Source organism: Oceanobacillus sp. GQ8 (genome assembly GCF_059758495.1).
This window is the reverse complement of sequence record NZ_JCAXEV010000002.1, coordinates 653,503-678,066: the sequence shown is the minus strand read 5'-3', so window position 1 is coordinate 678,066 and position 24,564 is coordinate 653,503. Positions and strand designations below refer to the sequence as shown.

At 39.0% G+C, this 24,564-nt stretch carries 15 protein-coding genes; 1 reads left to right on the top strand and 14 read right to left on the bottom strand.

Translation table 11 applies throughout. The features are described 5' to 3' along the window. From AC6CHS_RS08240 to galU, 11 genes are all read right to left on the bottom strand, one after another. A complete protein-coding gene (locus AC6CHS_RS08240) occupies positions 1-1,626 on the bottom strand; it encodes an acylphosphatase (RefSeq protein ID WP_498235523.1) in 1,626 nt (541 codons plus the stop codon). A 38-nt stretch (positions 1,627-1,664) separates the two neighbouring features. Then, positions 1,665-3,089 carry an ATP-grasp fold amidoligase family protein gene (locus AC6CHS_RS08235; RefSeq protein ID WP_498235522.1) on the bottom strand — a complete coding sequence of 475 codons (1,425 nt, stop codon included), beginning with the start codon at positions 3,087-3,089 and terminating at the stop codon, positions 1,665-1,667. Continuing rightward, a complete protein-coding gene (locus AC6CHS_RS08230) occupies positions 3,076-5,265 on the bottom strand; it encodes a glycosyltransferase family 2 protein (RefSeq protein WP_498235520.1) in 2,190 nt (729 codons plus the stop codon). The genes AC6CHS_RS08235 and AC6CHS_RS08230 overlap by 14 nt, the downstream gene beginning before the upstream one ends. Further along, positions 5,258-7,198, bottom strand: a complete 1,941-nt coding sequence (locus tag AC6CHS_RS08225) for a glycosyltransferase family 2 protein (RefSeq protein WP_498235519.1) — start codon at positions 7,196-7,198, stop codon at positions 5,258-5,260. Before AC6CHS_RS08225 ends, AC6CHS_RS08230 begins: the two co-directional genes overlap by 8 nt. Before the next feature lie 48 nt (positions 7,199-7,246). Further along, entirely contained in the window at positions 7,247-8,836 is a 1,590-nt protein-coding gene (locus AC6CHS_RS08220; protein ID WP_498235517.1) for an ABC transporter ATP-binding protein, read from the bottom strand. Positions 8,837-8,875: 39 nt separating this feature from the next. Next, positions 8,876-9,658 (bottom strand): ABC transporter permease, encoded by a 783-nt coding sequence (locus AC6CHS_RS08215; protein ID WP_498235515.1) that lies wholly within the window; start codon positions 9,656-9,658, stop codon positions 8,876-8,878. A 111-nt stretch (positions 9,659-9,769) separates the two neighbouring features. Next, positions 9,770-10,546: a glycosyltransferase family 2 protein gene (locus AC6CHS_RS08210; protein ID WP_498235513.1), complete on the bottom strand. Its 777-nt coding sequence runs from the start codon at positions 10,544-10,546 to the stop codon at positions 9,770-9,772. Continuing rightward, positions 10,539-11,690 (bottom strand): glycosyltransferase, encoded by a 1,152-nt coding sequence (locus AC6CHS_RS08205; protein ID WP_498235511.1) that lies wholly within the window; start codon positions 11,688-11,690, stop codon positions 10,539-10,541. The genes AC6CHS_RS08210 and AC6CHS_RS08205 overlap by 8 nt, the downstream gene beginning before the upstream one ends. 25 nt (positions 11,691-11,715) lie before the next feature. Continuing rightward, positions 11,716-12,840, bottom strand: coding sequence for a glycosyltransferase (locus AC6CHS_RS08200; protein WP_498235509.1), 1,125 nt, complete (start codon positions 12,838-12,840; stop codon positions 11,716-11,718). A gap of 347 nt (positions 12,841-13,187) precedes the next feature. Next, the gene (locus AC6CHS_RS08195; protein WP_498235507.1) at positions 13,188-14,495 is read right to left on the bottom strand and encodes a UDP-glucose dehydrogenase family protein; all 1,308 of its coding nucleotides are present in this window, start codon (positions 14,493-14,495) and stop codon (positions 13,188-13,190) included. A gap of 12 nt (positions 14,496-14,507) precedes the next feature. Further along, a complete protein-coding gene (gene galU, locus AC6CHS_RS08190) occupies positions 14,508-15,395 on the bottom strand; it encodes a UTP--glucose-1-phosphate uridylyltransferase GalU (RefSeq protein WP_498235506.1) in 888 nt (295 codons plus the stop codon). Between the two features lie 207 nt (positions 15,396-15,602). On the opposite strand from galU, the gene AC6CHS_RS08185 reads away from it, so the two are divergent. After that, a complete protein-coding gene (locus AC6CHS_RS08185) occupies positions 15,603-16,916 on the top strand; it encodes a nucleotide sugar dehydrogenase (RefSeq protein ID WP_498235505.1) in 1,314 nt (437 codons plus the stop codon). Between the two features lie 70 nt (positions 16,917-16,986). Here the strand turns inward: AC6CHS_RS08185 and AC6CHS_RS08180 are convergent, their stop codons facing one another. The 3 genes from AC6CHS_RS08180 to gnd all read right to left on the bottom strand — a co-directional run bounded on the left by AC6CHS_RS08180 (position 16,987) and on the right by gnd (position 24,462). After that, complete coding sequence (locus AC6CHS_RS08180) at positions 16,987-18,447, bottom strand: APC family permease (protein ID WP_498235504.1); 1,461 nt, start codon at positions 18,445-18,447, stop codon at positions 16,987-16,989. Positions 18,448-18,933: 486 nt separating this feature from the next. Continuing rightward, positions 18,934-22,707, bottom strand: a complete 3,774-nt coding sequence (locus tag AC6CHS_RS08175; RefSeq protein WP_498235503.1) for a S8 family serine peptidase — start codon at positions 22,705-22,707, stop codon at positions 18,934-18,936. A gap of 345 nt (positions 22,708-23,052) precedes the next feature. Next, positions 23,053-24,462, bottom strand: a complete 1,410-nt coding sequence (gene gnd, locus AC6CHS_RS08170; RefSeq protein WP_498235501.1) for an NADP-dependent phosphogluconate dehydrogenase — start codon at positions 24,460-24,462, stop codon at positions 23,053-23,055. Positions 24,463-24,564: the final 102 nt, after the last annotated feature.

Here is a 24,564-nt window from a genome sequence, read left to right as displayed (position 1 = left end):
TTAGCTCTGCTTGTTTTTCTTGAAGATAGATCCTAGTACGCGGATCGGTTTTGCTGCTTTCCAAGATAAACTCTGTTGATACTTTCTATTTTGTACTTCTGCTCTTTTAATTCCATAGTCAAGCAATTCTATTTCTTGTTTGTATCGTTTTAAGTCTTCTATTTGTGTTTTTAAATCTGTTTTTATTTCAAACCCAACTTTGATTGGTTCGGTATGCTCTTCTTCTCTCACATTAAATACTTTTGCACGTTCGTCATCTTCCCAGAATGCCTGCTTAAAGTCATTCACCATTTCTTGATCCGTTCCACCAACCACAACTTCTATATTGCCATCCTCCAAGTTCATTACAAAGCCATGTAAGAACCTCTCAAACGCTTGTTTCCTTAAGCCACGATGGTAACCAATTTCCTGAACCTCGCCGCTCACTATATACCTCTTTGTAAACAGTTTTCCCTTAGGTGCTGGTGTAACAGTAGTAACGGATGCATCTCTTGATTGCAGTGGGTCAAGCACGTCATGGAAATCAAAATAAGCTTGCTTCTTATTCATTTGCTGATCCACTGTTTCTGGAAAATAATAATCAATAATAGCAGCTGGTATATCACGTGCCTGTCCTTTTAGTGGATATAATAATGCTCCAATTTGCGCAGTAGGGTTCAATTCGATTACCACTCCTGTTTGAGTTTGGTCGTCTATTATTAAATCAACTGCACAATGAGGCAAACCTTCTACAGATGCAACTGCTTTTACTGCACTCTGTTTTACACCTTCAGGCAAATCATCCAATACATCTATCGGATCTCCCCCGATGGATATATTGCTTTTATCGTTTAAAAAGACTTGCTCCCCATTAGCTGGAACTGTTTGCAATGCAAAGTCGTGTCTGCCTATAAAGCTAACGAGTTCTTGATTTATCTGTATCGGACAACTTATTAATCTGGGATTCGAGCTTCTTTCCTCGTTCTTTAAATCAATTAGATCCTTTATGTTGTGAATACCATCACCTTGCACATTAGCTGGTATGCGATGAATAGCTCCAACTACCTGGTCTCCTACTACATACAAGCGGTATTCATTACCCGGCACATATCTTTCTAATATAATATCTGTGTAATTGTACCTTTCTTTTATAAAACTGAGGGAATGCTCCAACTCACCGGAACTTGTAATATTAGTAATGACCCCTCTACCAAAGCTTCCGTCGGTTGGCTTGATGACTACTGGGTAGCCAATCGAATTTGCATACTCTACTATGTTTTGCGTTGTATTCTCTGCAGTGAAGCGACGTCCTTCTGGTATGGCTACACCTGCATTTGCTAAGACCTGTTTTGTCTCATCCTTATCTTTTCCAATACGGACAGCTTCGTTTGAAACACGATCCCCTCTTGTTCGGAAAAAATAATGCGTTCGATCATGGGAACCAAGAGAAAATAACTGACCTGGATTATCGACAAACCATGTGGTCATCTCTTTAAATTTCTCCGAATCCTTCACATGCCATCTAAGGGTTAAACCGCGTCTCCATCCTTCTAAAGCAACCGCATAGGCGTCTAGCAAATAACCATGGGCGTCTGCTACAATTTCATTTGTAAGATGTGGTAGCCATTCTGTGTTCTGCTCTTCCATTTTCTTTACTTCCTCCCAAAACGAAGACGATTATTTCGTTATTGCTTTAATAGTAGTTCTTTATATTTTCTAAACTGCTTTCCATTAAGCAGGTCATCTGCCAACCTACCTTGGGCTTGTAAAAATAAATCACCCAAATATGCATCTGTTTCTTTATCAAATTCGTCATAATTTCCCGGTTTTGGTGTGAATTCCCCAAATACCAATCCCTGTTCTGCCCGGAGAAAGTCAATTCTAATAAAAGGTGCTGGGATCTGTTCACTTACTTCACACGCCATTTGACTTTCTTCTGAGGAAACGCCTTGTCCCTGAAATGGGGCTTCATCATACTTGCCTGTTCTAATTCTCTCCCCACCTGGCGTCCACCAACAATATTTCGTTTCAGGATATCTTACTATTTCTAAAACTAGCCCTATTTTACCATAGAAGCAATAGAACTTAATATCGCTAGCTATTCTATTTTCTTCAGCATTCTCAAGTATGAGCTCTTCTGTAAACCATTCATTTTTGTGTACCCAGCCCATCATGACATCTTCTTGCATTCTATTCAATAAACTGTCCCATTTTGTCAGTTTTTCTGAACGCTTGACGTCTATTATATCATTTAAATGGTGAATCAGGTATACACCTCGCGAACCAGCCCCGTCTACAGGTTTTACTACCATGCCTGCTTGCTGTGGGAGGTTCTCAATTCGGTAGTTTTCCTTCGAATTCCATGGCCTTTTTACATGCAGTGCGTCCATAAAATGATAGGCTAGCTGTTTATCATCTAGTAACCATTCCGGCAAATCTCCAGCTAGCTGCATTTGCCTCATTCTCATTGTTAGGCTCGCCCTAAAAGAAGCAGTCGCAGATAGAGATATAGCCTCTTCCTCTAGTCCGGCTCTCACCATAAATTCTGGGATCTCCTCTGCATTCAAGCCTTTAAGAGCCATGTTATAAACAAATTTTTTGTAATTATCCTTCTCGTTCTGAAATAAACGTGCTCCATAACGTAATGCCTGTGTATAATTTGCGTTGTGCTTCTTCTTCTCTTCAACTACATATTCAAGATAGTCAACAAGTGTCCCTTCCCGCTTCTTGGCCCGTAACCTATCTATTAGCTCATGGCTTTTCAGCGTTCGATCATCAAGTAACTGATCGTCTATCAATGCTCTTGCCTTATAGAGCTGTGACTTTGCAAGGGTTAGCTCTTCCTCTAGCCGTTGTATATCCTTATTTTTCTTTTTCATAAAAGACATCATCTGATTTAGTTTTCGTAAAGGGGCGAGATACTTCCAACTTCTGCTGCTTTTAATATTTTTCAGTTCTTTTTTATATGCTTTGTTTTCGCTCTCCGCTAAGGTTATGTCAGCTTCTTTTTTTATTAACTGCTTCAATTGTTCATCTTCTGTAGAGGGAGAGGTTGGAGCTGTTTTATTATTATTATTATTGGCTTGTGGGTTTTGCTTATTCTCTTTCACTCTTATCAGCTCCCTCTTCAAACTTATTATCTTGTCGGACAACCAAATCCGTCAAATGCGGAACGAAAGAATTAGCTCTCCCTGTAATATACCAGTCCTTTTTTGACAATCTTATATATTTTAGAACTGCAGGGTAATCCTGTTCAAATACTCGCCTTTCTTCTTTCGATTTCGGATACCAATTACCACGATGACCAAAATAACTCAAGGCTTGTTGGCTACATTTCCTCATTGAGTTAATTGGCTTTCTTAGTTTTTTTACCTTGTTAAAAAATGTACGATCTATGATGATGGTAACCGTACTGGCAGTCACTTCTGGGACAAAGGTCTGCTTTTCTAATAATACCTCAGCTTTTCTTATTAAAACCACTTCACAACTTACTTTCTCGCCGTAAACGATCAATGGAATATCCATTTCTTTCATTATGAAACGGATCTTGGGACTAATATGTTTGGATATGGCGATGTCAAACTCATCTAGTTGCAAAAGAGCTACATCATAATTCTGGCCTCTTAGTTCTTTTATTTCCTTTATAATGTCGTTTAACTGTTCTTCCGAATACCGGTAGTCACAGGCAATGATGATATCATAGTGTCGCTTTTCGTTCCCTTGTTTAACCGCCTTCATTGCATGAGGAATAGGAAAAGGCCTCTCCTTCTGTTCAAGAGGGAAATATAGAGAGTTTGCCTCTTGGTGAAAATAGCGAAACGCCTCCGCGTATTCTTTACGAGCCCCTTTTAAGTGACCACTATAACCAAATTTATTGCTCCCAGTTAATGAATTTTCTGTTTGTCTTGTAAAAGATAAAGGGCCTTTATCCAAGTTTATTACTGAGTTCCTTCCGAACGCTTGCTTAAGCCTACTAATAAATTCGCTATCTCCTGCAAAGCGGACCTCATCCCAGTAGCCGATTTTTTCCAACACAATTTGCCGTCTAAACATCAGAGAAGACATATTAGGGAATATATAGCTCCCTGCCATCCCTCTTCTTGTAAACGTCAAATCTTCGTGAACCCTTGCCTGTTGGCTCATATTTCCCACAATGTCTTTGTTATTTAGTAAATGCTTTACCTGAAGTTCTATTTTCTGTGCATGTGACCAATCATCCGCGTCGTTGACCGTAATAAATTCACCTGATGCGTGGGTTAGTCCCCTGTTCCGACATACATATGGGCCGCTATTAACCTGATTTTGATATAGGGTTATGTTATTATTCTTTTTAATATATTCCTCAACGACTGTTACGGTCTGATCTGTACTTTTATCATCCACTACAATAATCTCTAACTTTGCCCATGTTTGGGAAATCAAGGAGTCTAGAGTAGTAATAATTGTTTTCTCAGCGTTAAAAACAGGCACAATTACACTAACAAGCGGAGTCTCTCCTTGTTTTACTTTAGACTTGTGGTTTGTTTGCAGCCTGTCATAATCTGTTGGCTTTTGACTAGGAGACAACGAAACTTCCAGCAGGCTATACGCTTTTAGACACTTGTTAATCCAAGCAATTCTGTTAGGTAACTCTGATTCAAGGTTTGCTGCTGTTAAGTAATTATCTGGGTGAGCCCCTCTTTGCATGAGTGATTGCAAAGCAATCTGGACATCTTCTTTTCTATGTAATCTGAGCAGCGTCTCCATCTCTAAAATATCAATTTTTCGTAGTGTATCGGAGTCCGTCTCCCTATCCCTGGCTGCTTCTACAAAATTTAGTGCAGTTTCGGCAGCGAAGGCTGTGTTTCTATTGGCAAACCAAAGAAGCAGCTCCCATGCCGCTTCTTTCTTTAGGTAGCGATTTTTAGTTGACGAATACATAAGTATTAGCTCGCTAATTATCTTTTCTTCAAAGCCTAAGCTATAGAGATAGTAGCTATAGCTCTTTAAGGTGTTTTTCGCTTTTTTCTTTTTATAGGCCTTGCTGTAAAGCTGCCTTCTATCTCTCCTGCCGAGAATATAAGCAATGGCTTTACGAATCGTTTTTTTTATTTGGTTGCCTGAAGTAATAACTCCAAGCACGCCTCCTGTAAGCTGATTAAATTCATATCTAGTCTGGTTTAATTCCTCTTTTAATGATTCATTTTCCTGTCTAATCTCTTTAACTCGCTTGTCCATTTCCATTAACTCAGCCTCGTATAAAGTAGAAAGCTCTTGCATCGCTTCTTTTGTAACTTTGTCAGTCATACTCTCTACGTTCCTTTCGGACGTCCTCAGCTTGGTAAATAGCTAATCCTGGGATGCTGTCAGCTAAACTTTCTTTAATCGATTCAGAAACAGCATACCACTTTGGCGCTTTCCCAAAGTATTTCACCACTTTAGTTTCCCAACTTTTGATTGCTCTTTCTTCCGTGTCAACGACTTCTGGCAATTCATTAAGCACAACATAGACTGTGTCTGCATTTACTTCTGGTATATAATGTTGCCACTCCTCTAATACGAGATGGTTTATTATAAACAGTTGGTCTGCATTAATCTTTTCACCGTAAACAAGCATTTGAACCTGTTCTCCATCCATAAGATTTCGAAACTCTCTGCTCACTTCCTTTGGTAAAGCAAAATCGTAGCTGTTTAGCTGTATTAATCCTATTTGTAGGTCCTGTCGCTTTAGTCGCAATATTTCATTGGTCAATTCCTTATTTTTTATACGGAAATCTGTTGCAAACACAATATCAAATGACCGATCTTTCGTGCGTTGTGGCCACATCGGTACAGGGACAGGGAAAGGCCTATTTGTTTGTGGATACTCGTAGTAAAGGGAAGCAGCTTGCTCGTGATGTGCTTCAAGGCTTTCAACATATTCTCTGCGCACACCCATAAAAAAGCCATTATAGCCAAAAGCAGAACTACCTGTTAATGAAGTCACAGATTGCCTTGGTAAAGATAATGGTCCTGTTGGAAGATCAGCATACGCCTGTTTGCCGAAACTTCTAATAATCCTTCGCTTAAATTCCCCGTCGGCCGCAAAGCGAACACTATCCCAATAGCCAATCTTCTTAAGTACTTGTTCTCTCCTAAACATAATAGAAGACATGTTTGGAAAAATATACTTTCCTGGGGTGCCTCTGCGATAAAGCTTTAATTCCTCTTCTGTGAGTCTCGAATGCTCAGAAGTATTTGCTATAATTTGATTATTACGAAGAAGATGTCTTACTTGCTTCTCTAATTTCTCTGCATGTGACCAATCATCTGCATCATTGATAGTCACAAACTCTCCTGTTGCTTCTTTCAAGGCAATATTTCTAGCAACATATGGGCCACTATTAACAAGGGTGCTGTACAGTTTAACTCTTGAATCCTGCTCAACATATTTGTTAACCACTGCGGTGGTATTGTCAGGACTGCAATCATCAACTACCAGCAATTCGAGGTTCTTCCACGTTTGAGACAGAATAGAATTAATTGCTGTACTAATTCCTTCCTCTGCGTTATATGCTGGCAAAATCACAGAAACTTTCGGATAATCATTAACGCTACTAGGAATGTCGAGGGTTTTCAGTCCATCATACTTATAATTTCCTTCATGGTCCGGCTCAATAGTAATAGGAGCTAGCTGATACATCTCCATTACTTTATTAATATAATGAATCCGTTCTTCTATTTTATTTTCGAGATTTGCAAGGGCTAGGTACAAATCGGGATGCTTTTGTTCGTGAAGCAGTGCATGTATTACTTCCTTCGCATTCTCTCTTTGGTCTAATAGCTCATAACATTCCGCTTTAATAACCGCTATTCTCCTACGTTGATCCACGTCTTTTTCTTTTTCTAACTCAGGAGTGTAAAGGAGGGCTTGTTCGGCCCCTTCTTTTGTCCCTTTATTAATATGCCATAAGATTAACTCCCAAATAGCAAGCCTTTTAATGAATGGATCCTTTGTTTTCTCAACGAACCCTTCTAACTCCATTAAACCTTTTTCAACAAATCCAAGGTTATAAAGGTGATACTTGATCATCTTTAGTTCTTGTCGTTGCTCGTTTTTTCTCCCACTTAGAACTTTGATTAACAGCTCTTTAATCTTTGGAGAAAATAAACTTCCGAGAGCTTTTCTTTGTTTATCCCCCAATAATGTATAAAGAACCCAATCTACTGGTGCGACTAGTATTTTTTTTAGCCTTCCCATCCAAGCATCCCACCTATCCTACACATTCCTAGCTGTCATGTAGTAATCTTATTTATTAGAAACGTCGGTCTTCCCCTGTATATCTTGCTTCTTATTTCGATTCTTGTTTTTCAAATTCGCTTTCTTTGCTACACCCTGTGACTCTCTATATTTAGCTACCGCTTCCTCAGCAGAGCCATCAAATTTCACTTGGCCCTTTTCCATCCAAATCGCTCTTGTACATACCTGCTCAATGAAGCCCATACTATGAGAAACAATAATTACGACTTTAGCATGGTTGATCATATCCTGGATTCGCTCACTTGCTTTTTGCTGAAAAGCCATATCTCCTGTCGACAATGCTTCATCTATTATAAAGATATCTGGCTTTAAGATAGCAGCAATACTGAAGCCAAGACGTGCCTTCATTCCACTGGAATAATCCTTGACTGGTTTATTAATATTTTTACCTAGACCTGAGAACTCTACAATTTCATCGTATTTTTCCGCTACCTTTTGCTTTGGTATTCCTAAAAGCATAGCATTCAAGTAGATATTATCACGTCCATCCAGCTGGGCATTAAAGCCTGTACCATATCCAAGTAACGCCGATGTTTCCCCTTGAAGTTCAATCGATCCTTCATCAGGAAAGAGAATCTTGGTCAGCACTTTACAAAGCGTACTCTTACCCGCTCCGTTATGACCGATAATCCCAACTACTTCTCCTTCATTGATTTCAAAGTTCACATCTTTTAAAGCCCAAAATTTACCAGTACTTAATTTAAATGAAACACTTAAGTCTTTTGCCTTAATCACTTGGTTGTCTTTCACATCTGCCTTTGTTTTTTCAAGTTGCAGATTTCGTTGCTTACGCGGAGGCCGAGCAGGTGCTGTTGCTTTATAACGTTCAATAATTTCTTTTGGATCGCCTGACTCTCTCACTTTTCCATTTTCGAGCCACAGCAATCTGTCACAATTTCGCTGGGCATAACGCAGGCTATGTGTCACAATAATAACCATTTTAGCCCTTCCCACTAACTCTTTCATTTTCTGTGCAGCTTTGCGGCTAAATTTAGCATCCCCTGTATTCAATGCTTCATCAAGTATTAAAATTTCAGGTTGAAAATGGGACGCGACACTAAAGCCTAACCTTGCCTTCATCCCGCTAGAATAATACTTCATTGGTTGGTCAAAGAAATCCTCAAGGTCTGAGAATTCCTTTATATCATCAATATAGTAATGTATTTTTTCTTTTGCTACTCCTAACATCATTCCATTTAGAAAGACGTTTTCACGACCGGTTAGTTCTTTATTAAAACCCATGCCAAAGGAGAACAAGGCGGTGACATTACCATCAACCTTAATCGTTCCCTTATCCTCCTGTAAAATACCGGATATAATTTTACTTAACGTCGTTTTCCCAGCACCATTCGAGCCGATAATTCCAAGAATCTCTCCCTGGTGACCAGTAAAGTTTATGTCCTGCAATGGCCAAACCTTTTGCTGTTTTTCTCGGTTTGCTTTTCCTTGAAAAACACGGAACAAGAGCGATTTATAGTCATCTCTAACCCCGCTATTAAAAGAAACCCCAAGGTTCTTTGCTTTTATAATATTTGTCGCATTATTTTTGCGTTGTGATATTTCATTATTACTACTCACTGATAGATCCCTCTTTATCACTCTAACCAACTATAAGGTTTAGAGAGCTTTTATAATTTTGTGCTCGTTTTTACTATAGTAGTAAAGCATGTACACAACTACTGCTGAAGAGAGCAGTAGAATAATAAATAAACCTAGGAAATCTGGTAGGCTCTCATACATAAGTACATCCCGATAGGAATTTACAATTATTGCAATTGGATTATAATCCACGGCCCAACTAAACTGTGTACCTTCAAGTCTTCCCCCTACCCAAATAATTGGTGAGGCGTAGAAAAAGATACGGGTAATATACGTAATCAGATTGTCTATATCACGAACAAACACAGTAATATACCCAAGAAATAGCCCAACAGCTAGTAAAAAGACTGTCTGAACCAAAATAATAAATGGTAGGAACACTGCCTCCCATCCTGGCATTACTCTGTAAATCGCCAAAAAGATTGCAATGACTACAAATCCAAAGGCAAAGTTAAATAACTGTGTTAAGGTAAAAGACAATGGAAAGATGGATTTAGGCAAATAAACCTGATTAATGATTGAGCTGTAGCGCATTATCGACTTACTTGAGCTATTAATGCTTGAACTAATACATCTCCATACCACAAGTCCAATTACTAAGAAAAGTGGAAAATTCGGTATATCCCCTCTTTCCAAAATAATAACAACTAAAAAGTAATAAACAAGCACGTTCAATAACGGATCCAACAGCCACCAGAAATAACCTAGCCAACTATTTCGATGTTCCGCTTTTAAGCCGGATTTTACTAAGTAAAATAGCAAATCCTTTCTTTTTATCATTTCCTGTAAATATTTTTTCATCAATGTATATTACACCGCCTGCAAATTATAATAACCATGTTTGTTATTATAATCTTAAATTAATAAGTATTTATTTCAGTATTTGAAGCAGCCTTTAAAGTTTAAAACAACTCAACCCATCCGCTTCCGGTAAATAATCTGTCTCACAGAATTAAACGCATAGTTAACAAAATACCAAATGGCTTTCCATAAAGGCTGTGCTTCAATATGACGATAAACATGCCAATTGCGTTTTGCAGCCTTTATTTTGTTACTGGAGATAGAATTTTCCACAAGCCGATATTTCGCTAGCACTTCTGGCAAGCCATAAGCGAGATGTCCTCGCTTTACAATATGAAGCCAATATACATAATCTTGACGTGTTCTTATATTATACATCTTAAGATCGCCTATTTTTTCTTTATCAAGCATAACAGTAAGGCATCCCATTACACAATGCTTCATCAAACGACTATAATCTACCTCTAAAGGGGCTTTTGAAGTTGCATTAGTTAACGTGCCATCTTCCTTCATCCAGACATACTTTGTGAAAGAAAAGTCAATATCTTTCTCTTGCATAAAAGCAACCTGACGCTCGAGTTTTTCAGGCATCCATAGGTCATCACTATCTAAAAAAGCTATATACTTTCCCTTTGCCAGCTCCATCGATTTATTTCGTGCAACAGCAGAACCGCTATTTTCTTTAAGTATGTGAAGTTTTATTCTTTCATCTGTTTCACTCAATTCTGTAATGTATTCCACAGTACGATCCTGTGAGCAATCATCCACTATAACCATTTCCCAATTTGTATAGGTTTGGTCTTGAACGGAGCGAATGGTTTCCTTAATAAATCTTTCTGCATTATACGAGGGCGTAATAACAGAGATTAAAGGTTTTTGATTATCCATCAGTATACCTGCCTCTTTTTTGATTTATTAAGAAGTCATACCATGTAACCAGTTTATCTGCCTGGCTATCCCAATTCAATTCTGATTTTACAGCTTGTTTTCCCTTTTCACCCATTTGCCTTGCAATCTCTGGATTTCCCCTCAAATATTCAATTGCCTGGTTAATCTCTGCGTCATTATAGGGGTCTACTGTAAGTCCACATTCATATTTTTTGATAAACTGCTTCCACACTGGAAAATCAGAGCAAATAACGGGCAACCCTGCGGCCATGTATTCAAAAAACTTGGTAAGCTCTTTTTTCTTGTAATGCTCGGTCGGTGGAAAAAGTGCAATTCCAGCTAGCCAATTTGAGTTGACATACGCATCCTCTATTGCTTCCTTTTCAACGAAGGTATCGATCCCTACGAAAGATAGCCTGTCTTTTTGTTTACCAGCCACTTCTTTCATTTCTTCCGCTAGATCCTTTGGACATTTTCCAATAAAATGAACTGCTACATGTTTATTGATTTTTGGTAACTTTGCGTGCTCTATCGCCCCGCGTACATGGGAAACATTTCCTGTATATAGCACTTTATCCTGAATGGTTCCTTGATCACGCCTTGCGTTTAATAATTTATCATTTGTAGTTGGATAGTTTAAAACTTTTATGCCAGAAGGATAAATATCCTTGTAATATTTTTCAGCCAAGCAAAGGTCCATCTTTCTTATTAATATCTTTTCCATAATCCGATACGTAGTAGCAATCAACTTTTTGAAAGGCTTTGGTAAATAATCTTTCTGGAGAATGCTTGTAATATAGTCTTCATGGATGTCAAAGATTACAACATTGTTCTTCTTTTTCAATAGCCATCCAACTGGCAATAATTCTGGATCATGAAAATGATAGACATCTGCCTCTAAGTCTTTTGCCTTTTTATATGCCTCTAAAGACCCAAGCACCATCCGTTTTATTCTGCTAGTATACGTTTTAATTGGAATATGGTTTATTTGTCTGTTTGCTGTAGATTTTGAACTTGCCTTTTGCGCGATTAGGGTTACATCATACCCGGCTTTCTGTAGAGATGTGCACTCTTTATGATAAATTCTTGGGTCATATGGATGGTGGACAGTAGTTAGATGAACAACCCGACCTGTAAGAGACATCTGTTACACTCCTCTTTTTTTATATTTATTTTTTGCGTAGTATTACATTTGCAAACACTTCTTCATATTGTTTTACAATTTTTTCTGCTGCGAACTGCTCAGCACGTTGGTATCCTTTTTGAACAATTTGGTCTCTTGAAGCTTGATCTTGTGTCAGGATGTCTATTATCCTATCTGCCATTTCATTCGCATTTCCAACAGCACACATTGCCGCGTACTTGCCACCAGCTAACACTTCTTGTGCACCCGGCTTACAATTCGTAGAAACAATCGGTGTCCCTACAGCAAGTGCTTCCCCGAGAACATGGCCAAAACCTTCTCGCTTTGAAGAAAGCACAAAAACATCTGATTTCTTAAAAAAGATATAGGGATTCTTTTGAAATCCTATAAAATGGATGCTATCCGCTACTCCTAGGTTAGCTGCTTTTTGCTTTAGCCTTTGTTCAAGATCACCTTCGCCCATAATTACTAAGCGCGATGCCAACCTTTCTTTTACTTTCGCAAAGGCTTCAATTAAAGTAGCGTGATCTTTATCATCAACCAGTCTTCCTGCTGTGACGATGGTCTTTATGTCATCTGAAAAGAGATTAGAATAATTTTCAGACAGTTCACTACCCTCGGCCGCAGCTTTAATGCCTTTTATGTCAATTGGATTGTATATTACGTTAATTTTTCTTCCTCTCACTTTGTACCTTTTTACAATATTCCCCTTTACGCCTTCAGATAATGCAATAACGCGAGTTGAGAATTTATAGAGCAAACCATAAAGCCTTAGCTTCAAATCTGTTTTGAAGTCCCCTCCAAGATATGCTGCTTCTCTCACTACATTTTTAGCGTTCGTAAAAGAGACTAACCTAGCTAAAATGGCAATCGTGTTATAATTTGGAATGGTGCTAAAAACAATGTCAGCTTTTTCCCTACGGATCAGTTTGGCCAGGGGTAAAATAGCTGACCGTAGCCGCTTAGTGTGGAGCTTTATAAATCGGATATCCTCTTTTAAATAACTACCATAATCCGCGTCATAATTTAGTGTAACAAGCAAGGGAGAAAATTTTTCCCGATCTAGATTATTTATAATATTAAGAAATGTCCTCGCAGCACCGCCAGAACCCATTCGATAGATAAAAAACACGACTTTCACTTTTTTCATAATCAGCCTTCCTTCATGGATCGCCAGTATAAAAGTATAAAATTAACAATATAAAATTATACCATAGTAAATCTAATAAATAAATTGTCAAAATAGGTTGCGAATGAGTCATTAAAAAGCTTAGAGCTTGTTTAAAAAGATAGTAATTGAACTAAAACATTCGCCATTTTAAAAAGCATAATGAGGGTCTAAGACGTGAAAGGTCTCGTCTATTAGATTTGGGTGGAACCCTCTGGTGTTATTCTGGGTCTCTTAATTCCAGAAGTAAATATTCTTTTTGTCAAGAAACTATTATACACTATAAAAAAGAGCACTTCTAAATCTATAGATTTAGAAGTGCTCTTTGCCTATTCCTTTTCAACTGGTCTACCTATAGAATGATACACAATTCCCGATCCAGCCATTTGTTTGATGGTAAAGCAGTTTCTGCCATCAAATAGAATTGGTTCCTTCATAAGCTTCTTATATGCAGAAAGAGGGAACTTCTTAATTTCTCCCCACTCCGTCAGAATTATTGCTAGGTCAGTCCCCTTTAAGGTCGACTCTATATCCGAACAGTATTCTATCTCACTCGATAGTACCTTTTTCGCATTATTCATGGCAACAGGGTCGTATGCACGCAGAACTGCCCCTTTTTCTAAGAGCCGCTGGGTTATCTGGATCGAAGGAGCGTCTCGCATATCATCCGTATTTGGCTTGAAAGCAAGTCCAAGCACAGCAATTTTTTTACCTGAAAGATCAGGATAGTTCTCCAAAACTTTATCTGCAATGATGCCCCGCTGTTTGTTGTTTACTGAAATAACGCTATCAAGCAAAGGCATTTCATAATTTACTTCTTTACCTATCGAGATGAGCGCATTTGTATCTTTGGGAAAGCACGAGCCACCAAACCCTGCACCTGCATTTAAAAATGCCCGGCCGATCCGCTTATCCATTCCTATCCCATCGGCCACTAGGTCAACATTAGCACCAAGCTTTTCAGAAAGATTCGCTATTTCATTAATAAAGCTTATTTTCGTTGCCAAAAAGGCATTGGACGCATATTTAATCATTTCTGCGCTTTTTAGGTCTGTCTTTACAATAGGAAGTTGAAAAGGAGCATTTATTTCTTCTAGAACCTCTAGGGCGCGTTTGCTATCTGAGCCAATTATAATCCGATCTCCGTTAAATGTGTCAAACACTGCAGTCCCTTGTCTAAGAAATTCCGGGTTAGAAACAATTTCAATTCCCACTCCAGAAGCTACCTTTTCTTCAACTCTACCTTTTATATATGAATTAGTACCGACTGGCACTGTGCTTTTCGTTACAATAATGACATCCTGGTATAGGGATTCGGCTAGAGAATCACAGGCTTTATTAATAAAGGTTAAATCAGCAGATCCATCTTCTCCTTGTGGCGTACCTACTGCGATGTAAATAATGTCTCTATCCCTTACCCCTTCATGATAATTTGTAGTAAATGTTAGGTTACCACCCTCCAAGTTATTTTGAAGAAGCTCTGTCAGCCCTTCTTCGTATATGGGACTGATTCCTTTGTTTAAGGTATTAACCTTCTCTTCATCTACATCAATGCATATAACTTGATGTCCAATTTCGGATAACGTTACACCGGTAACGAGTCCGACATAGCCTGTTCCTATTACTGCAATTTTCATAGTATGACACCTCTATTTTCTTTCTAAGTCAAACAACTTGGATTCCATATATGCTCTCACATCTTCTTTTAAATCATCACGACGTAATGCAAAGTCAATTGTCGCTTTAATAAAGCCTAATTTTCCCCCAATATCATGCCGCGTTCCATCAAAGCTGTACGAATAGACGGGTTCTGTTTCATTTAGCTTTTCGATCGCATCTGTTAACTGGATTTCGCCATCTTTCCCTGGAGCTTGGTTATGAAGTATTTTAAAAATATTCGGAGTTAACACATACCTTCCCATAATAGCAAGATTTGATGGAGCGTCTTCAATAGAAGGTTTCTCAATTAAAGAAGCTATCCGGCGCACAGAATTTGTATAATCTTCGCTATTTAATGGCTCAATAATACCGTATTTTGAAAGATCTTCCTCCGGTACTTGTTGCACCCCTAAAACAGAATGCTGGCGTTCTTCAAATACGTGCATTAATTGACCAAGACAAGGCTGCTCTGATTCAACAATATCGTCTCCTAACAGTACAGCAAAGGGCTCATCTCCAATAAAACGTTCTGCGCACATGATGGCATGCCCTAAGCCATTTGGTTCTTTTTGCCTTATATAATGAATATTAGCTAATTTTGAAATAGACTGTACCATTTCCAGCAATTCAGTTTTTTGTTTTCTTGCTAGTGTCTCTTCTAGTTCATAGGAAGTGTCAAAATGATCCTCAATTGCTCTTTTGCCTCTTCCGGAAACAATAATAATATCTTCTATACCGGAGGCAACCGCCTCTTCCACAATATATTGTATGGTAGGTTTATCCACTATTGGCAGCATCTCTTTAGGCTGCGCTTTCGTGGCAGGTAAAAATCTAGTTCCTAATCCTGCTGCCGGAATGATAGCCTTTTTCACCTTCATATAAATGTCTCCTTTATCCTCTTCAGGTCGATAGTTAGTGAGCTTTTTCGTCAACATTAGTTTATCATATGCTGTATAGCAGTCCAATTTTTACTCCAAAATAATCGTAATAGCTCGATTAAAGATGTATAATATAGGTAGCTTGTGATGACTAGTTCTATAAATTGCGATTACCAATATGGTAATGAAAGAAGGAAGGTTATTAGTATGAGTTTATTTACGAGAATACAAAACAAAGAAGAAAAAATATCTGTCATAGGGCTAGGGTACGTTGGCCTGCCATTGGCTATTGAATTTGCTAAAAAATACGCTGTTGTAGGTTTTGATATAAGCGAAGAAAAGTTAAATCAGTATCGAAATGGTTATGATGTTACTGATGAAGTCGGAGATGAAATAATTCGTCAAACGAGCATGACATTTACGAACAAGGAAGAAGACTTAAAAGAATGTAAGTTTCATGTAGTTGCCGTTCCAACGCCTATAAACACAGATAAAACACCTAATCTCAGCCCTGTTATCGGCGCAAGTGAAACAGTTGGCAGAAACCTTACAAAAGGTTCCTATGTTATTTATGAATCGACTGTTTATCCAGGAACAACAGAAGAAGTGTGTATTCCAATACTCGAAAAGGTATCAGGTCTGAAATATGGTGAGGATTTCAAGGTTGGCTACTCTCCAGAGCGAATCAATCCTGGGGATAAAGTGAACACCCTCACTAAAATCGTCAAGATTGTCTCCGGCTCTGACAAAGAGGCGCTAAGAGAGATCTCGGATGTTTATGGTTCTATTATCGAAGCTGGAATTCATGAAGCAGAGTCCATTAAAGTTGCAGAAGCAGCAAAAGTAATTGAGAACTCTCAACGAGATATTAACATTGCCTTCATGAATGAGTTATCCATGGTTTTCAATAAAATGGAGATCGACACAAATGCTGTGCTTAGAGCAGCCGGGACAAAATGGAATTTCTTAAAATTCACTCCGGGCCTCGTGGGCGGACATTGTATTGGAGTAGACCCATACTATTTCACCTATAAAGCGGAACAATTAGGATATCATTCTCAAATTATTCTTTCCGGTAGAAAGATTAATGATGACATGGGTAAATATATCGCAAGCAATATTATTAAGAAAATGATTAGATCAAAGCAAAACATTGATGGAGCAAAAGTAGCCATTCTTGGTATAACGTTTAAAGAAAATGTTGGAGATGTACGAAATACTAAAATAATTGATATTATAAATGAATTGAAGGAATACGGCGTTAACGTTCTCGTTCATGATCCTGTTGCAGAAACAGAGGCAGTCAAAGCCGAATTTGGAATAAACTTGGTAAAGCAAGGTGACCTTAACAATCTTGACTGTGTCGTATTTGCTGTCCCTCATGAAGAGTTAAAACAAAACTATAATTTAGATACAATCTCTCCACTTTTCAAACAAGACCAAAAAGTCCTAATTGACGTAAAAAGTGTCTTTAAAAGGGAAGAAGCTGAAGAAAAAGGCTTTACTTACTGGAGTTTATAAATTTATTCATAAGAAAAAACGCATTCTTAAGAGGAATGCGTTTTTCTTATGGTTTAAGAAGGGGAGCATATTACGTCCGATTCTTTGCTTCAATCTCTTTTGAACCGGTAATGAGATAGTTAAGTTCTTCTTCTGGTATTTCATTAAACTCTTTCCGTTTCACAAGGTAGAAGATTAGACCCAGTACAATCCAGGCGCCTAGCGCGATTCTAGACTCAATTCCTAGGAAAGCTGGTGAACCCGGGATTAGTAGCAAACCGAGAAATACGAGGCTTGCTAGCATTCCAACAGCAGCAATTACCTTTTTCAATGGCGAAACGGTATGTTTTTTCTCGTTAAACGTAGCGTCTTTTTTCGTTTTAAACAAGGAGAACGCAGTATAACAAGTATAGAAATACGCAATGGTCACCCCAATAGAAGACATGTCAACGACCCAAAGCAGTGCTTCACGGCCAAACCATGGAGCAAGCATGGCGACAATTACTGTAAAAATAATCCCAACATATGGCGTTTTATGCTTTGGATGAAGCTTAGAGAATGCTTCAGGTAATATTTTCGCACGGGACATTGCGAACAGTAATCTACTTGAAGAAATGATGAAACCGTTAAGTCCAGTGAACACACCCATTGTTAAGGCAGTTACCAGCAAGACGAGTCCCATTGTCCCCAATAGTTCTTCAATAGCAGCACCCGTTCCCCAGACATGGGATTCCGAGACCAGTTCTTGCCATGGGCGAATCATAGCCGTAGCGATGATCATCAAACTGTACAGCACTGCTGCAAAGAAAATGGCTAAAATGATTAATGAGAAAGCTTTTTTGGAGGAAAAATGAAATTCCTCTGCAGCCTGTGGGACATTGTCAAACCCAACATATGCCCACGGCGCAATTGCTACAATCGAAATAATTGCCGCAAATGCCGTAGTATCAGACGGGAAAAATGGCTGAACATTGGACAGTCCTGCTCCTGGTTGCCCTCCCACCATAAACGTTATGGCTACAATACTAAGAATCATAATTGTACAAAAAACAAACTGCATACGACCAGATATACCACTACCACGGACGTTAAAATAACCAAACGCGCCTAATGCTACGGATGCAATAATAATTTCCATTCCATAAACATCCCAGCCCGCAATTTGGTATAAATGAAGATTTTCTATAAGTGCAGGAAAAACAAATTTAAACATTAACGCAAACGCCGAAGCATTTAAAGCTACAATACATATGTAACCGAGCGTTAGAAACCAGCCGCTGATGAATGCGTGGGTTCTACCAAGACTAATAAAAGCATAGGCAAACTCCCCACCAGATACTGGAAAACTTTTAATCAGAAAACCGTAGCTTACAGCGATCAACATCATTAATATAGCACCAATTCCAAAGCCGAGGATAACTCCCATTGGACCGGCAGTGGTCATCCAGGTTGTAGGCTGTACGAATGCACCCCACCCGATTGACGAGCCGAGGGCGATTGCCCATACCCAATGTGCCTTTAATGATTTTTTCAGTGTCGTTCTTTCTTCCATAATTGGTCTCCTTAAATATATTTTGGCAGTTACTAGTTTTTTCTGCCATTTAAGAAATTATATCAAATAAATAATTTCTAAGCTATTTTCGCATACGAAAGCATAGCATAGAATTTGATAAGATTTAGAGGTATTTTACCATTTAAACTTCCCTAGCTGAAATTACAAGCAATTTTATTTATATTTGACTGAATTTAAAATATTCGTCTCCCTAATTGCAAAGTTAAGTGTGGGATAGAGGGAGGACAAGATGATTTGATGAAGGTTTTGGTCGATTGCCCCTCCAACTTGGTTGATTGATTGTGCTTCCTAGTTGATTCGCTCCCGACTTGGTCGATTTATTATGCTTCTTGGTTGATTCGCTCCCAGACTTGGTTGATTAATCTCCCCCACTCAACCGATCTGCTCACCTCTCTCGTTAACCCTACTTTCCCCAAATAAAAAAACCAGCACCCAATTATAAGGAATGCTGGTTTTCATCATTACTTATCCGAAAAGATTCCAAAGTTTGCCGATAAAGGAGAATACTCGCTCAAAGATATAACCTACTAAATCATACTTATCTTCGTCTTTATCTTCATCTTTGTCTTTTCCTGGATTCTTTTTCACTTGCTTTGTGATCACCACTTCTTCCACTGTCTCATGCCCGGCAAGGTCTACTACTTTAAATTCAAATACATTCTCTCCATCTTCTAGATTGAGTTCAATGTCTTCGATTTTTTGTTTAAAGCTTTTTTTGCCGTATGGTGTTGAGAGGTCGTGGCTAAATACGTGATTGCCATTCACATAGAAATTAATATCATCAAAGTTGTCTTTGATGGTTGCTGAAACTGTTATGCTATCTTCTTTTGTTTTCTTAGGAGCTTTTACTTTTAATGTTGCTTCTGCTGTATCAACAAAATACCTTCTGCCGATTTCCGTTTCATTTCCTGCGTTGTCTACTGCCTTAATGTGACGGAAGTAGAAGTCATCCTTTTTGTGTGAAAGGGTTAAAGAGAAGTCATAACGATCTTCCTCTTCGTTATAAACAAGCTCTGCTTTTTGCCCATCAACTGTTACTTCTTTTACACCAGATGCATCTGTTACATAACCGGAAAAGACTACGTCTCTTGAATCATATGCCTCTAATAACTCCGGTGTTAGTAAGTGTAAATCTGGTACAGTTGTATCTGCAGGCTCTTCAACTACTGCCTCTTCTTCTTGCTCATTGCCTGCATAGTCTGTTGCCACTACAGTTACAGTGCTATCTTCATCATAGTCTGTTAACTCATGCTCTGTGACACTTTCTGTATAAGGTGTTTCCAGTACGGATTCACCGTCAACCAATACATCCCATGTAGCTAGCCCGCTTCCTTCTCCATCATCTACAGCAACGGTTAATACTTCGCCATCTTCATCAATGGTCGCATCTACTTCAGGTGCAGTTGTATCAAGTAGTACTGGCAGATCCAATGTTTGCCATTCAGCGTCTTCATAATCAATGACTGCTGCTGCCTGTAGATAGTACTGTCCATCTTCTGCCAGCTTGTTGTTGATCTTTCCATCCCAAGCCCGGTCACCAGACAGGGAATATTCAGGTGCTCGTCCACCATCATAATAGTTTTTACTAAGATCTGATTCCAATCGTATCGTACGTACGACCTTTTTGTCTTCATCAAGGACGTTAAATTTTGCTTCCTTCGCATTTCTCAGGAAGGATAAGATGAGCAATGCGTCATCTTGGACTCCATCACCATTTGGTGAGAAGGCAATCTTTTCTGGGTCTGTTTCACCGGTTTCTAGGTTTTCACCAAGGAAACCATAGCTATCATCCCCTGTATTCGTAACAACTCCTGTCATGCCATAGAACGTCATTGCATCCCACAATGGTGTATCAAAGATTGGGGCATCATCCCAAGAACCTTTGAAACCAACATAAGGAACTGTTAATTCTGGATTTGTGTCAGTAGGATCTGTAAAGGTAACAAACCCTTCTACCCAATACCCATTTGTGAAAATTTCTGCTAGTGAAGCATCGACTTCACTAAGATCAACGCTTACTTCAAGGCTGACTTGGCCGTTAGCTGGCACCTCTACTGTTGATAAAGCTTCGCCGTTTACTGTAGCAATATCGCCAAGGTCATTTCCACCAAACATATTTGGTGCAGTGACAAGGACGCCACCACCATCAACTGGTGTATCTGTCTGTGCATTTGCAGAGACATCATACGTTACTGCTTCATCTGAATAGTTCTCCGCAGTTAGTTCAAACGTTACTTCATTATTATTAATCTCTTTTAACGCTACTTTTGCTTCATTCGATGCTGACTCTGTTACCACAACTGGCGTTGATAATGCAGCATGGATTTGCATCAATCCTGCACCTTGGCGTCGTGGTGATACAGGCGCACCATCAAAATCGACTGGTTTGGAAGTATTTAGCATTAAGTTTTTCGCTTGGTTAACGCGATTTGCATTTCCATAGCCAAACTCCTCATCTACACGCTGAAGTACAAGCGCACTTCCGCCGGAAACATGTGGCGCCGCCATGGAGGTTCCACTCATCAATCCATATTGATTGTCATTTAATGTGGAAAGAATTTGACCACCTGGTGCTGTGATTTCTGGTTTAAAATCAAGGTTTGGTGTTAATCCCCATGAAGAAAATGCACTCATTTTCCCAGCATCTGGGTTATCCATTTTTGTCATTTCTCCATTAAATGATACGGTAACAGCTTGTCCATTTTGAACCGCTTCTGCAAGCAGGTCTCCATCACTCTTTAGCATAAATAGATACGGAATTGTGATAGAAGGGTCTGAGGCCATATTTACAATTCCATCTGTGTTGTTGTAAACAATTACCCCGGCTGCCCCTGCATTTTGGGCGTTGAGTCCTTTTTCTGTGAAAGCAATCTCCCCACGTTGAATCAAGACATATTTACCTGTAACATCTTTTCCTTCAAAGTCTTCTGGAAGCCCTAGCCCAGCTTCTACGACTTCATATGCTTCTCCGTCTGTCGAAGGGAAAGTATCCCCTGCAGATAGAAACGCTGCTGTTCCTGCTTCTTCATCAATGCTATATTGCAAAGCGTCTACTTCCATAAATGTGTTCTCATAAGACGCTACTTGTGTAGAATCATTTGCCACACCAGGCGAACCACTTACCCCATAATCAGGATTGGATGCATATGGATAAAAGAAACCATCTGCAAACAGTGCTGAGTTACCAGCAGAAATGGACATTAGAATTCCATTGTCTACTGCACGAGATACAGCGCGTTGCTCAGGAGAATCCGCATCAACATACCCGGATGGTGAACCAAGGCTCATGTTTAATACATCGGCACCAAGCTTGATAGAATCATCAATTGCCTTAATGTAAATATCACCATATGTTGTTTGTAGTTCCGGATCATTTCCGAAAACTTTTAATGCAAGCAATTGTGCTTCGGGAGCAATCCCAAGAATACCACCGTTATCCTCGTCACCATTCGCAGCAACTGTTCCACCTACGTGCATTCCATGATAGCTTGCCCCACTATGGATTTCGCGCACTTCATCATTTTCATCCATGTAGTTATAGCCATATGGGACTTTTTCCGTATAATATTTTCCAGGAAGCCCTTCATTACTGATTGTGTCCTGAACAAATTCTTCTGACAGTCCACCCTCAACATCATCGGAAAGGACCATATCCTGGTGCGTATAGTCAATGCCAGTATCAATAATACCGACTACCATACCTTCCCCTTTATAACCATAATCTCGCCAAGCCTTTTGTGCTTCAACTAGTTCTTTACTGTACTTCATTTCCGGTTGGACTTCTGGTTGTTCATACTCTGTCACGATAGAAACCGTTTTAACATCAGGAAGTTCTCTAATAAGCTCTAGATCGCCCTGCTTTACTTCCGCACTAAAACCATTGACGACCGTAGTAAACTCTTGTAAGTATTTTGCTTCTACTTTCTTTTTCTTCATCTCTTCTTTTACTGCCTTTTGTTTTGATTTGGCAGCTTTAGTTAATTTCTGCTTCTCAGATTCGCCCATTGTATTAAACATGATACCGCGTTTCGTTGCTTTTTCAATTGGCGCTTCGTCATCCATTTCAACGATTACCCGAACTTGCTTATCAGGATCCTCAGTTTCCTTCATTTCTGTTGTTTTGGCCTTGTCCTTTTTCTTCGCATTCTGTGGCAGTGTTTTTTCCGCTGCACTTACCATCGCAAAGTTACTAAAGACCATTAATACTGCTAAAAATATAATGGCAATTTTCCTACGCATTTCTCTCCCCCTCTAAAATAGTAATCTACTAAATAAAAAGTTCCTCCTTCTCTGAATGTTTCGTGACATAATATTCAGATATTAATATCATACAGAAAACAAGACTATCGGAATAGCGCCAATAGTCCTGGGTAAAAAGTCTGTTTATTCTAAATTTAACTATAATTTTTATCCAATTATACCTCGTTAACAGTTCATTATGTATTAAAAAAAGGAAGTCCTTCTATTTAATTGAACGCACAGTGTTGCTCCATCTAAAGCACTACTAGATAAAGATAGACATTCAAAAACCCGACACCTGCACATTTTCACAGTTGTCGGGTTTTGTTTCATTATATAATCGCTTTAGAACCAGCTATGGTGGAATACCCCTTCTTTATCTTTCCGTTCAAAGGTATGGGCACCAAAATAGTCACGTTGCGCTTGGATAAGATTTGCTGGAAGATCCTTACTACGGTAGCTGTCAAAGTATGCAACAGCACTAGAAAGCGTTGGAACAGCAATTCCATTTTTAATTGCAACGGCAACCACTTCACGAAGTGCTGACTGATAGCCTTCGACAATTTCCTTGAAGTATGGATCAAGCAGAAGATTTTTCAATTCTGGATCACGGTCATAGGCATCTTTGATTTTTTGTAGGAAGTGGGCACGAATAATACAACCTCCGCGCCATATCATGGCAATATCGCCATAGTTTAAGTCCCAGCCATTTTCTTCAGACTGTGCACGCATTTGGGCGAAGCCTTGAGCGTACGAACAAATTTTACTCATATATAAAGCTTTGCGAATTGCTTCAATAAGCTCTTTCTTGTCCCCATCATAAGCTTTAGGTGTTGGTCCTGAAATAACACCGCTAGCATGAACGCGTTCTTCTTTTAATGAGGAAATGTAACGAGCAAATACAGATTCTGTGATCAATGGAAGTGGCACCCCTAAATCAAGGGCATTTTTACTTGTCCATTTTCCGGTACCTTTTTGGCCGGCTTTATCAAGGATAACATCAACCATTGGTTTGCCTGTTTCTTCATCATTTTTTGTGAAGATATCAGCTGTTATTTCAATTAAATAACTGTCAAGCTCGCCTTTATTCCATTCGGTGAATACCTTGTGTAACTCCTCTGCTTCTAATCCCAATACATGCTTCAAAATAAAGTATGCTTCTGAGATTAATTGCATGTCACCATATTCAATTCCATTATGCACCATTTTCACATAATGGCCGGCGCCATCTGGGCCGATGTACGTGGTACAGCTGTCGCCATCTACTTTTGCTGCAATAGCTTCAAAGATTGGTGCGACTAAATCATAGGCTTCTTTTTGGCCACCTGGCATGATAGACGGGCCTTTAAGTGCGCCTTCTTCTCCACCTGATACGCCTGTACCAATGAAATGAATACCAGATTCACTCAAGCTCTTATTACGGCGGATCGTATCTTCAAATAACGTGTTTCCTCCATCAATTAAGATATCCCCTTTTGCCAAGTGGGGTTTCAATGATTCAATGGTTGCATCCGTTGCAGGACCTGCTTTCACCATTAACATAATCTTACGAGGTTTTTCCAGTGACTGAACAAATTCTTCAATCGTTGTGCTTCCGACAAAATTCTTTCCTTTTGCCTCTTCGTTTAAAAACGCTTCTGTTTTCTCTGGTGAGCGATTAAACACAGCAACAGAGTAGCCTCTACTTTCAATATTTAAGGCAAGGTTTTTTCCCATTACTGCCAAACCTATAACGCCAATTTGTTGTTTTGCCATTAGAATTCCTTCTTTCTGTTAAATATATCTATGCTTTCTCTAGCATATACTACCTAAAGGTATTACGTCATCTAATCAACCTCTGAGAATCTATTTTCTAAG